Origin of the sequence: Shewanella glacialipiscicola (genome assembly GCF_023283485.1) — a bacterium.
GTDB lineage: Bacteria > Pseudomonadota > Gammaproteobacteria > Enterobacterales > Shewanellaceae > Shewanella > Shewanella glacialipiscicola.
In genome coordinates, this window is the sequence record NZ_JAKILU010000001.1 from 151,523 (window position 1) to 164,394 (window position 12,872).

Here is a 12,872-nt window from a genome sequence, read left to right on the forward strand (position 1 = left end):
CTTAACTGTATTTTTTGTTCAAGCACCAATAAAAAAACCGATCTAACATCGGTTTTTTATTGGTAGATTTAGTTCGTAGTGCTCCAGTTTTGCAAGTGCGAAATTATTTTGCTAATAGCGCTTTTCTATCACGGGCAGCGGCAGCCAGTTTACGCAGTAGCACTTCCGAATCGTCCCAATGTAAACAGGCATCGGTAATGCTCTTGCCATAACATAACGGTTCACCAGCAATCACTTTTTGATTACCTGCTTGAATAAAACTTTCGGCCATAATCCCCGCGATTGCAGTGCTGCCGGTACGCATTTGCGCCATAATCTCATCGGCAACGATAAGCTGTTTAAGATGATTTTTCTCGCTATTACCGTGACTAAAATCGACCACCATACGTTGAGTTACCCCAACAGACTCCAGCTGTTGGCGTGCCTTTTCAACATCAGCTGCATGGTAATTCGGTTTTTTACCGCCACGTAAAATAATATGTCCAAACGGGTTACCGTGAGTGCGATAAACGGCCATTACGCCATCTTTGTCCGGTGAATAAAAGATATGTGGCACTTGCGCAGCGCGCACGGCATCAACCGCGATATTGATGTTGCCATCGGTACCGTTTTTGAAACCGACGGGACAAGATAATGCAGAAGCCATTTCACGATGAACTTGGCTTTCAGTGGTGCGTGCACCAATAGCGCCCCAAGTGATAAGGTCTGCAATATACTGACCGTTCACCATATCTAAAAATTCGGTGGCAATCGGTAATTTTAATTCGGTGATTTGTTGCAGCAACTCGCGGGCAATGCGCAAACCTTTGTTTGGCTCAAAACTGCCATCAAGATCAGGATCTGAAATTAATCCTTTCCAGCCGACGATTGTGCGTGGCTTTTCAAAATAGACGCGCATTAAAATACACAAATCATCTTTCAATTCTTGGTGTAACACGGCTAAGCGCTGCGCATAATCTAATGCCGCTTGAGTATCGTGGATTGAGCATGGACCAATGATGACCAACAAACGCTGATCTTCACCACTAATAATGGCTTCGACTTCACGGCGTTGTTGAACCAGATAATCTGCCGCATCTTGAGTTAATGGGAACTCAGATGCCAGTTGCGCAGGTGAGATGACTTTTGCTAATAAGGAGGTGCGTAATTCGTCTGTTTTAATGGTCATTCAAAATACCGAGCTTGCGTGCGGCGCTTTTTCGCCAGATTGTCTCGGATTATAACGAATCGAACCGAGTTGCACAGTGCCAATTGCGTTAATTATCGGCAACCGTGCAATGAATTTAATTTAAGTGAGATCCATTTAGGTTAAATTCACTCGGATTATTGGGGGAAATTTTGTTCTTTTATCTTAAAACATATGCCGTTCAAGGCCCGTGACATCCAATATTTTGGTCGCTATTTCTTCGACAGAATGATTGGTGGTGTCGATATAGGGAATACGTTCGCGTTTAAATAGCATTTCCACTTCTTTGACCTCTAAACGGCACTGTTTGAGCGATGAGTAGCGGCTGTTCTCCATACGGCTTTGGCGGATTTCATGTAAACGCACGGGATCGATTGTCAGGCCAAAGAGTTTTTTCTTATTGCGTTTAAGCGCTTCAGGTAATTTAAGATCATCCATATCATCTTCGGTAAACGGATAGTTAGCTGCTTTTATCCCAAACTGCATCGATAAATACAGGCTCGATGGCGTTTTGCCACAACGCGACACGCCAAGCAGCACTAAATCGGCTTTATCCATATGTTTCATGGTTTGGCCGTCATCATTATCCATCGCAAAATTAATCGCATCGATACGTGCCTCATAGCCGTGATTGGCTTTTCCATGAGTTCGATGTAGCACTGGAGAGGCGCTAACCCCTAAATGTTGCTCCAGAGGTGCGACAAAGGTATTTAAAAAATCATAATCTAAGCCTTCACTGGAGTAGATGATGTCGCGAATTTCAGGTTTTACGATCGAATGGAACACTAAGGGCCGCTCACCTGTTGTAATAAAACAATCATTAATTTGGCGCTTAACTTGCTCGGCTTTGGTCGGAGTTTCGACGAAAGGAATGGTAAGTGACTCAAATTCTAGTGGAAATTGCGAGAGAACCGCATGACCAAAGACCTCAGCAGTGATTGCTGTCCCATCGGAAATATAGAATACTTTTGGTGCCATACTGACCTCTTGTAGTAATAAAATTACAAATGAAATTATAGATTTACGCATGTTGAGCTGGAGTGTAAAATGCCGCTGCCCTCGTGTGAAGGGGCCACTGAAATAAACTTGCGGAGATAGAACTGTGCAGCAATACGTACTCTGGTATCAAGAATTAGGCATGGGTGACGTCAACTTGGTTGGCGGCAAAAATGCTTCTCTAGGCGAGATGATCAGCAATCTGGCTAATGCCGGCGTTCAAGTACCTGGCGGATTTGCGACAACTTCCTATGCTTTCAATGAGTTCCTTGAACAAAGCGGAGTTAACCAGAAAATTTATGACATTCTAGCCACATTGGATGTAGATGATGTCAATGCGTTGGCTAAAGTAGGCGCACAGATCAGGCAGTGGGTTATCGACACGCCATTCCAACCTGCATTCGAGCAAGCCATTCGTGAAGCTTACGATAAACTTGCCGCAGAAACGAGCGAAGCTTCATTTGCCGTTCGTTCTTCAGCTACTGCAGAAGATATGCCAGACGCATCCTTTGCGGGTCAGCAAGAAACCTTCCTAAACGTGAAAGGTTATGAATCTGTGCTCGTTGCTGTTAAACACGTATTTGCATCGCTGTTTAACGATCGCGCTATCTCTTACCGTGTTCACCAAGGTTACGAGCACCACGGTGTGGCTTTATCTGCTGGCGTACAACGTATGGTACGTTCAGACAAAGCGGCCTCAGGTGTGATGTTCACTATGGACACTGAATCTGGCAATAACGATGTGGTATTTATCACTTCATCTTTTGGCCTAGGTGAAATGGTTGTTCAAGGTGCAGTTAACCCTGATGAATTTTATGTTCACAAACCTATTTTAGCCTTAGGTCATAAGGCTGTTGTGCGCCGTAATATCGGTAGCAAGCTCATCCAAATGGTGTATTCAGATGATGTCGCTCACGGCAAACAAGTCAAAATTGAAGATGTCGCTGCAGACAAGCGTCGTCAATTCTCTATCAACGACGCCGAAGTTGAAGAGTTAGCAAAACAAGCCATGATTATCGAAAAACATTACGGTCGTGCCATGGATATCGAATGGGCAAAAGACGGTAATGACGGCAAGCTGTATATCGTTCAAGCGCGTCCAGAAACGGTACGTAGCCGTGAAGACGTACAATTGATTGAGCGTTATCACTTAAAGAGCCGCGGCGCTGTGATCTGTGAAGGTCGCGCTATCGGTCATAAAGTGGGTACTGGCGTTGCTAAAGTATTAACGTCTATTGCTGATATGGATCAAATCCAACCTGGCGATGTGTTAGTGACTGACATGACTGATCCTGATTGGGAGCCTATCATGAAACGCGCTAGCGCGATTGTCACCAACCGTGGCGGCCGTACCTGTCATGCGGCAATTATTGCCCGTGAATTAGGTGTGCCAGCGGTAGTGGGTTGTGGTGATGTGACTGACCGTATCAAAACCGGTCAAATTGTGACGGTTTCTTGCGCTGAAGGTGACACAGGTTTTATTTACGAAGGTAAACAAGATTTTGAAATAATTTCAAATCGTGTTGATTCGTTGCCTGAACTGCCAATGAAAATTATGATGAACGTCGGTAACCCAGACAGAGCATTTGATTTCGCCCGTTTACCAAACGAAGGTGTGGGTCTAGCGCGTTTAGAATTCATCATCAACCGTATGATTGGTATTCATCCGAAGGCACTGCTTGAGTTCAATCAACAAGACGCTGCGCTGCAAACTGAAATTAACGAGATGATCGCCGGTTACGATTCTCCAGTTGAATTCTACATTGCTCGTTTGGTTGAAGGTATCGCGACTATCGGCTCGGCTTTCTATCCTAAGAAAGTGATCGTGCGTATGTCAGACTTTAAGTCTAACGAATACGCCAACTTGGTGGGTGGTGATAGATACGAGCCAGAAGAAGAGAACCCAATGTTGGGTTTCCGCGGTGCAAGCCGTTATATCTCTGAATCGTTCCGTGACTGTTTTGCCCTAGAATGTGAAGCGATCAAACGTGTCCGTAATGACATGGGCTTGACGAACGTTGAAGTGATGATCCCGTTCGTACGCACGGTGAAAGAAGCGGAGCAAGTGATTGGCTTGCTCAAAGAGCAAGGTTTAGAGCGCGGTAAAGATGGTTTACGCGTCATTATGATGTGTGAAGTGCCTTCAAACGCGCTATTAGCCGAGCAATTCCTTGAGCACTTCGATGGTTTCTCAATCGGCTCAAACGATTTAACTCAGCTAACACTCGGTCTTGACCGTGACTCAGGTATTATCAGCCATTTGTTTGATGAACGTGATGAAGCGGTTAAAATGTTACTTTCTTTAGCGATTAAAGCGGCTAAAGCGAAGGGCGCGTATATTGGTATCTGTGGTCAAGGTCCTTCAGATCACGCCGATTTTGCAGCTTGGTTAGTCGCGCAGGGTATTGATACTGTGTCACTTAATCCTGATACCGTGATTGATACTTGGCTATATTTAGCTGAAGCCCACGGGTGATCTGTAGCGTAATTTTATAAAGATGTTAAAAAAGCCGCTTTTTAGCGGCTTTTTTTTGTTTATAATGGCGCTATAACGATAATTGACAGAAGCCAGCCATGTTACCCCTGCTATCACATCAACAAACATTAGAGCCCGTGTATTTGGCGTACCTTGATGCACTAGAGCAAAGCACCTTTTCCGGTGACATAGACAAACGTTACAGTGCCCGTTTAGTGCAAGCAACGGACAACTCTGTGTATCAATTTTTGCCTCAAGCTGTGCTGTATCCTAAAAACCAGTTGGATATTCAAATTGCCTTAACACTGGCCGCCACTGATGAGTATCGCAGTGTAACTTTTAGTGCGCGGGGCGGCGGTACAGGCACTAACGGACAGTCGTTGACCCATGGTTTGATTTTGGATGTGTCGCGTTACATGAACCGCGTGCTTGAAGTAAATGCTGAGCAAGGCTGGGTTCGAGTGGAAGCCGGCGTAATTAAAGATGCACTCAATGATGCACTGCGTCCCCATGGTTATTTTTTTAGTCCCGATTTATCCACCTCAAACCGCGCCACGATTGGCGGAATGATCAATACCGATGCCTCGGGTGCGGGCTCACTGGTTTATGGTAAGACATCCGATCACGTGCTGGCGCTGCGCAGTGTATTAATTGATGGCAGTGTGCTCGATACTCAGCCTTTGGGCGCACAATTACTGTCTAACCTCAATGAAGTGAGTACAAATCCCCTTGGGCAAAAACTGATTTCTGCGGTAGCGGCGGTATGTCGCGAAAAACGAGCTCAGATTGAAACGCAATTTCCTAAGCTCAATCGTTTCCTCACGGGGTATGACTTAAAACACGTCTGGAACGATAGCCTGACTCAATTTGATTTATCTCGAATTTTGACCGGCTCAGAGGGCACACTTGCCGTCATCACCGAAGCGAAACTGAATATCACCCCACTGCCGACTGAGCGTGCCATGGTGAATATTAAGTATGATTCGTTCCAATCGGCATTACGTCATGCGCCATCGTTAGTGGCTGCGCGCGCGACTGTGGTTGAAACTGTCGATTCAAAAGTCCTTAACTTAGCCCGTGAAGATATTGTCTGGCATTCTGTGGCTGACTTAATTCAAGAAGTGCCGGGTAAAGTCATCGACGGCCTCAATATGGTTGAGTTTGCTGGCGACACCGCGGACGTTGAGCAAAGGTTAGCGAGCCTTGAAGCTGTTTTAACGGAACAAATCAGTAATGGTGAGTGCGGCGTATTGGGTTACCAAGTGACGCAAGATAAGCCAAGTATTGAAAAAATCTACGGTATGCGTAAAAAAGCCGTCGGCTTATTGGGTGCGACAAAAGGCCGCCGTAAGCCTATCGCCTTTGCCGAAGATACCGCAGTACCGCCCGAAAAACTCGCCGATTATATTATGGAGTTTCGCGCAGTATTAGACAGCCATAATTTGCAATACGGTATGTTTGGTCATGTAGACGCGGGCGTATTACATGTTAGGCCCGCACTTGATATGTGTGATGTTGAAGATGAAAAACTGCTGCGGGTGATTTCAGATCAAGTTGCGGCGCTCACGCTTAAATACGGCGGCTTGATGTGGGGCGAGCACGGTAAAGGTGTGCGCGGTGAATATGGTCCGTCGGTATTTGGTGATGAACTTTATGGCGTGTTGCAAGATATCAAAGGCTTGTTCGACCCCGATAATCGTCTTAACCCAGGCAAACTGGTAGCCCCTAAAAAGGTGGGCGCGCTTTATTACGATATCGATAGTGTTAAGCGCGGTAAATTTGACCGACAAATTCCTATCGATGTACGGGATGCATTTCCCGATGTAATGAACTGTAATGGTAATGGCCTGTGTTTTAACTACAGCAGTTATTCGCCTATGTGTCCGTCATTTAAGGTGACAGGTGACAGAGTGCAATCCCCCAAGGGGCGCGCTGGGCTCATGAGAGAGTGGTTAAGGCTGCTTGAGGCTGAAGGAGTAGACGTAAACGCACTGGCAAAAGCAAAGCCCTTAGGTTGGCTGCAGCGAGTGCAAAATACCTTCAATGCAAAACGCGATTATGATTATTCACACGAAGTGATGGAGTCGCTAAAGGGCTGTTTAGCCTGTAAAGCTTGTTCAGGGCAGTGCCCGGTTAAAGTGGACGTGCCAAAATTTAGAGCGCAATTTTTTAATATTTACTATCAACGTTATTTAAGGCCAGCCAAAGATTACCTCGTTGCTGGGATTGAAGACAGCTTACCATTAATGGCCGCTGCGCCGCGCCTGACAAACTTTGCCGCGCAGAACCCATTGAGCCAGTGGGTGATTAAAAAAGCCATTGGTTATGTGGATGCCCCCGCGTTATCGGTGCCAACGCTAAAGCAAAGACTCGATGGTCATGCGAGCCGTGGTTATGACTTAGCGGCATTACAAGCGATTCCAGAAGAAGCGCGCGCGCAGTTTGTGTTAGTGGTGCAAGATCCCTTTAACAGTTTTTATGACTCAGGCCTTGTTTATCGATTTATCCAGTTAATTGAAAAACTTGGTTTAAAACCTGTGCTGTTACCCTATAAACCCAATGGTAAGCCAACGCATATTAAAGGTTTTTTAGATAAGTTTGCGAAAACGGCGCAGTCGAGTGCCGACTTTTTAAATCAAGTGCATAAATTGGGTATGCCTATGGTCGGTATCGATCCCGCTTTAGTATTGTGTTATCGCGATGAATACCGTGAAGTATTAGGAGCTAATCGCGGTAATTTTGAGGTGAAGCTAGCCAATGAGTGGTTACTTAATATCATCAAGGATTTACCCGCAAAAGCTGAGCAAGATAAGCAATACACTTGGTTTAGTCATTGTACTGAATCGACGGCCAAGCCAAATACCGCCAATGAGTGGACTAAAATATTTGCTCACTTTGGCGCTAAGTTAACCGCAGTCAATTTAGGTTGTTGTGGCATGGCAGGGACCTATGGCCATGAGGCTGAAAATCTCGAGCGTTCTAAGGCATTATTTGATATGTCTTGGCAGCAAACCTTGGCAAAAATTGAGCAGCCACAAGTGTTGGTCTCAGGGTATTCTTGTCGCAGCCAAGTGAAGCGCTTTGCGGGCTATAAACCAAAGCATCCGCTTGAAGCACTGCTCGAGTTAGCGAATATATAGGGGGGTTAACCACTTAAATTTACCCTCAAGGTCGTTATTATCCTTGCTGGTATATCCCAGTGAGGAATGTCACACTAAAGCCAGCCGTAAGGCTGGTTTTTTTATGGACGACGGAGACAGCGGATGGAACAAATAACGCAAAGCATTCAACACACACTTAAACAATTGGCCTCCGATAGCGTGTTAACGACAGCACCATTGTGTAGTGAAGTGCCATTGTTTAATATTAACGCCTTGGGTGATTGGACCTATCTAGGCACATCGTTGCCGACAAAATTTGCTAAGTTGTTCGCCAGCATTTTACATTGTATTGAGAGCGAGTATTTCTTAATTACCCCAGTTGAAAAAGTGCGAGTACAAGTAGAAGATGCGCCGTTGTTGATAATCGATTTTGAGCCTTCGCAATGTCATACATGGCTTGATGTGCGAACCAGTATTGAAACTGAGCACCATCATATTGATATCAAACAGATGAAACTCACCGAAGACAGTATTTATTTGCCGCTCGAACGTGGCTTATGGGGAAAACTAGGCCGCGCTTGTTACTATAATTTTGTGAATGAATTTAATTTATCTGATCTAGATGAAGAATAAGTTCGTAGGTTAATAGCATCATCATCTGTTTTTGTGTTAGCGAGTTTATTAGGGTTAGGTGATAGTATTAAAACAGGCTTTGGGTTAGGTTATTAGTGTTTTAGGTTAACCCCAAAACAGTAAATTTTTTGCTGTAGGAGGTGCAGTTTGAATCGTTATGAAAGCTTAGGTTATCTTGTATCCCACTTAAATATTGAGCTGCAAAACGAGCTTGACCTGCAACTTAAGCGTTATCACCTTGATATAAAGCTATGGCCTGTGTTGTTTGCTTTATGGCAAGAAGAGGGGATAAGCCAAACTGAATTATCAAAACGTTGTGATGTGGCAAACTACACTATGACGCGTTTGCTCGATCAGTTGCAGGTACAAGGCCTTATTACCCGTCATCAAGAAGTTGATAATCGCCGTGCCTTTCAAATCTTTCTAACCGATGAAGCCAAAGCGTTAGAGCAAGATCTAGTGTGTGAGGCTGAGCGAGTCAACGAAAAATTTCTCTCAACCCTTAGTGATGAAGAGCAGCAGCAATTCATTTTACTGCTAAATAAAATCAATCGATTAACCTAGAACCATTATAGATAAAATGAGTTTGGCTGGTATTTATCGTTCTACTACCTGGTGGTTGATATAGTGCTTTAAATACGCCTTAACGTTATCTTTTTCCGGTACCAGACTGACTAATTCAAGCAGAGAAATTGAGTTTTAGATAATAAAAAAGCGACCTTAGGTCGCTTTTAGCATATAAAGAAGAGCGTTAAAATTATTTTTTAGCCGCTTCAATAATGGCCTTAGCCATTTCATCAGCTACTGCACCAGTAGTACGGTTTTGGGCATCGGCTTGGTTGAAAATTTTCAATAATGTATTGTAAATTTCTTTCACTTTAGCGGTTGATTTAGCTACGTCGTAATCTTTCTCGAACGAGACATTAATAATGCCGCCAGCGTTGATCACGTAGTCAGGCGTATATAATATGCCCATTTCTTTCAGTTGTTCGCCGTGGCGAACTTCGGCTAATTGGTTGTTGGCACAGCCAGCTACAATTTTGGCTTTTAATTGAGGCAGTGTCGTATCATTTAATGTGGCACCAAGCGCGCAAGGTGCATATACATCAACATCCTGTGAGTAGATATCCTGTGGTGCCACAACGGTTGCACCAAAGTCTGTAGCGACTTTATCTAATGAAGCTTGATGAATATCAGTAACTGTGAGTAGCGCACCTTCTTCATGTAAATGCTTACATAAGTAATAACCTACGTGACCGACACCTTGAACAGCAATTTTAAGCCCTTTTACACTGTCTAGCCCTAGCTTATGTTTAACAGCGGCTTTTATGCCTAAAAAAGTACCAAGGGCGGTGAAGGGAGATGGATCGCCACTTTTACCCTCAAGACCTGCCATATAAGGGGTTTCTTCATGGGCTATCATGATGTCAGCCGTCGTGGTACCAACGTCTTCTGCTGAATAGTAACGCCCACCTAGGCTGTTGATTAAACGACCAAAGGCACGAAATAGTGCTTCGCGGTCTTGTCTTTTGGGATCGGCGATAATCACTGATTTACCGCCGCCCATCTTCAAACCTGCAAGCGCATTCTTGTACGTCATGCCACGAGAAAGGCGTAACACGTCAGTCAGGGCTTCATCATCCGATTGGTAATTCCACATTCTGCAGCCACCAACAGCAGGACCTAAGTTGGTGTTATGAATGGCGACAATAGCTTTTAAGCCACTTTCTTTATCATGACAGAATACAACCTGTTCATGCTCGTCAAAGGATACATGATTAAATACAGCCACGTGAATTTCTCCGCTATACACAATGAAAAAGCCGACGAGAACAGTCCCATCGACAGTTTGTTATATTTATTGCAGAACCATAGCATTTAGCGATACTCTCAACCACGCATAATGAATGAATAAATACATTATATGTGGCAATTTAGCTTTCCACTTTACGTAAACGTAAGCTTTGTGAACCAGATGAATTGCATTAATTTTGCCGCAATCAATAGAATAAATCGCGCACTGGCCCAAGAGCGGGTTTCGCGTTATAACAATAAGATAGGATGGAAGTATGACTGAACAAGCTGTCGACCAGACTCAGCAACATGTTTCTGCAGAAGAAATGGAAGCACGACGTCAAGAGTGGGTCAGAACTCAATTTCAAAAAGCGAATCGTTTCTTGGCTGAAAAAGGGGTGATCCCAAGTAAAGTGTTGGCCGATGAAAGCCGCTATCTTGTGCCTTATATGGCAATTTGGAAAATTGAATCAAAACGCCCAACCAATAAAACCTATTGGGTGATGTCGGGTGATTTACCGTCCGACTTCGTCGATGTCAAGGTCGCAGCCACTGCCCGTGATGCGGTGCGCCATTTCTCTATGATGTGGCAAATGCAAGCGGAAAACTTAACCCGTTCTGGTGTTACCCGTGATGCGACTCAGGCTAAATTTGCACAGTTGCTGGTATCGCGCGCTGAAAGTTTATATCTTGTGCACAATGACGATAAACTATGGAATGTACAAGCTTAAGGTTGCCACTGTTTTATCGTTAAAACTTAGCTATTATGCGTTTATAGTCAGGTTGTTACAGTTGACAAGTTAAGTGAAATTAACAGCGTAATACGTTAAAACCGAATGTGATTATATATTCGGTTTTTTTATGGATATTTCTCAAGCTTTAAGTGCTACCGATAATCTAAACGAATGATTATTCGCACTGAATTCGCACTGAATTCGCACTGAATTCGCACTGAAATAGTTCTGCACATTAAATAATGATGTTAAAACATACTGTATTAGATCCAAATCAGTTAAGACTTCATCCTAAAGACAAACCTGTTTATACTGGATTTATCTAAATTATTTTACATTGCGATAAATACTAACTAACAAAATAGGGGCGTGTTCCTTGAGCCGAGAAGAACAATATCTACAAAATGCCAAGGCCTACTTTGCTTCACAGCAATTTTCATCCGCGGGTATGTATGCGCGTAAGGTTATTCGTCGCCAACCTCATAACCTAGATGCATTATTGATTTTGGCGGAGCTTGCATTTAAAGCCAGTGATTTCAAAGATGCAGAATATAAATTTGATACTATTTTAACACTCGATCCCAACTTTGAGCGTGCGCTGAGAAGTAAATTGCATTTACTCGAAGTAAGACAACGTTATTTTGAACAAGTTGATATGCTTAATCGTCTTATTACTCTCTTTCCTGATGAGTTAGAGCTGCAATTTAAGCAAGGTATGGCAGCATTACAGACTGGCAATATGGCATTGGCAATCGACAAGTTAACGCTTTGTACCGTGAGCCATTATAACCATTCTGCGGTAAAATTAAATTTAGGGCATATTTACAAAGCAACCGGTAATACGCAGCTCGCTACGGATTTTTATCACCAATTTATTATCGAAAACCCAGATAAAATGGCTACCGGATTTTGGAGCCTAGCGGATCTAAAAAATTATACGTTTTCAGAAAGTGATAAATCGGTAGTTATCTCAGCCTTAAATTCTCCATCGCTGTCAGATGCGAGTCGAGCGTTATTGCTGTACACCATGAATCGGATTTATGAGCAGTCAAATCAGCATCAATTAGCGTTTGAGGCGATGGCACACGCGAATAAATTGTTGGCGCCACTAAAGCCATTTAAAAAATCTTCATTTATTAATATTGTGCAGTCACTGCGACATACAGAACTGACGGCACGGAAAGTTGTTGCTGAACAAAAAGTGCCTATTTTTATTGTCGGTATGCCTCGTTCTGGTACCACGTTAGTCGAGCAAATCCTTGCGTGTCATAGCTTAATTGGGGCTACGGACGAGCTACCTTATATAGAAAGGATTGCGCTAACACTTGAACAAACCGGCGGTTACGCCAAGCAGTTGGCACATTTGAGCCAAGAGAAAATCAATCAATATCAGCAAGAATATTTGCAACAATCGGCGCAGTATTTTTCAACAGTTCCTAATTATGTTATTGATAAAAACCCTAATAATTTTCTCCATATTGGTTTAATTAAAACCCTTTTTCCACAAGCTAAAATTATTAATGTGATTCGACATACGACGGATAATGCGTTGAGTGTGTTTAAACAATACTTTAGCTTTGGACATGATTATTCCTACTCGTTAGAGAACATCAAAGTCTATTGGGAGAATTACCTAACACTAATGGAACATTGGGATAGTCAATTTCCGCAGGATATTTATCATCTCAGTTTTGAGAAACTGGTCATTCAGCCTGATGATGAGATACCTAAGTTACTCAGCTATTGTGGTGTTGATTTTGAAACAGCTTGCCTGCATTTTTATCAATCGACACGGCCGGTTTTAACCCCGAGTGCAAGCCAAGTTAGACAACCCATGAATACTAAAGCAATAGGTCAATGCGAAAAATATCAAGCATTTATGGGGCAAGATTATGTCGATTTTGAACAGATTAATATTAACGTTCGCCATCGTTTATTAGGTCAGTAAAACT

General features: G+C 43.5%; 9 protein-coding genes. 6 read left to right on the plus strand and 3 right to left on the minus strand.

What is annotated here, in order from left to right:
• Positions 1-103: 103 nt before the first annotated feature.
• Entirely contained in the window at positions 104-1,168 is a 1,065-nt protein-coding gene (locus L2717_RS00635) for a 3-deoxy-7-phosphoheptulonate synthase (RefSeq protein ID WP_220775187.1), read from the minus strand.
• 183 nt (positions 1,169-1,351) lie between these two features.
• Complete coding sequence (gene ppsR, locus L2717_RS00640; protein ID WP_076499664.1) at positions 1,352-2,164, minus strand: posphoenolpyruvate synthetase regulatory kinase/phosphorylase PpsR; 813 nt, start codon at positions 2,162-2,164, stop codon at positions 1,352-1,354.
• A 124-nt stretch (positions 2,165-2,288) separates the two neighbouring features.
• On the opposite strand from ppsR, the gene ppsA reads away from it, so the two are divergent.
• The 4 genes from ppsA to L2717_RS00660 all read left to right on the plus strand — a co-directional run bounded on the left by ppsA (position 2,289) and on the right by L2717_RS00660 (position 8,956).
• Entirely contained in the window at positions 2,289-4,658 is a 2,370-nt protein-coding gene (gene ppsA, locus L2717_RS00645) for a phosphoenolpyruvate synthase (protein ID WP_220774704.1), read from the plus strand.
• A 98-nt stretch (positions 4,659-4,756) separates the two neighbouring features.
• Positions 4,757-7,798: a D-2-hydroxyglutarate dehydrogenase YdiJ gene (gene ydiJ / locus L2717_RS00650; protein ID WP_220774703.1), complete on the plus strand. Its 3,042-nt coding sequence runs from the start codon at positions 4,757-4,759 to the stop codon at positions 7,796-7,798.
• 123 nt (positions 7,799-7,921) lie between these two features.
• The gene (locus tag L2717_RS00655) at positions 7,922-8,392 is read left to right on the plus strand and encodes a DUF1285 domain-containing protein (RefSeq protein WP_220774702.1); all 471 of its coding nucleotides are present in this window, start codon (positions 7,922-7,924) and stop codon (positions 8,390-8,392) included.
• 147 nt (positions 8,393-8,539) lie between these two features.
• Complete coding sequence (locus L2717_RS00660; RefSeq protein ID WP_115405827.1) at positions 8,540-8,956, plus strand: MarR family winged helix-turn-helix transcriptional regulator; 417 nt, start codon at positions 8,540-8,542, stop codon at positions 8,954-8,956.
• A gap of 193 nt (positions 8,957-9,149) precedes the next feature.
• Here L2717_RS00660 and L2717_RS00665 read toward each other — a convergent pair whose 3' ends face one another.
• The gene (locus L2717_RS00665) at positions 9,150-10,184 is read right to left on the minus strand and encodes a Glu/Leu/Phe/Val dehydrogenase dimerization domain-containing protein (RefSeq protein ID WP_220774701.1); all 1,035 of its coding nucleotides are present in this window, start codon (positions 10,182-10,184) and stop codon (positions 9,150-9,152) included.
• A 277-nt stretch (positions 10,185-10,461) separates the two neighbouring features.
• On the opposite strand from L2717_RS00665, the gene L2717_RS00670 reads away from it, so the two are divergent.
• Both L2717_RS00670 and L2717_RS00675 read left to right on the plus strand, forming a co-directional pair.
• Positions 10,462-10,917 carry a DUF4826 family protein gene (locus L2717_RS00670; protein ID WP_220775228.1) on the plus strand — a complete coding sequence of 152 codons (456 nt, stop codon included), beginning with the start codon at positions 10,462-10,464 and terminating at the stop codon, positions 10,915-10,917.
• 379 nt (positions 10,918-11,296) lie between these two features.
• Positions 11,297-12,868 (plus strand): tetratricopeptide repeat-containing sulfotransferase family protein, encoded by a 1,572-nt coding sequence (locus L2717_RS00675; protein WP_248937946.1) that lies wholly within the window; start codon positions 11,297-11,299, stop codon positions 12,866-12,868.
• Positions 12,869-12,872: the final 4 nt, after the last annotated feature.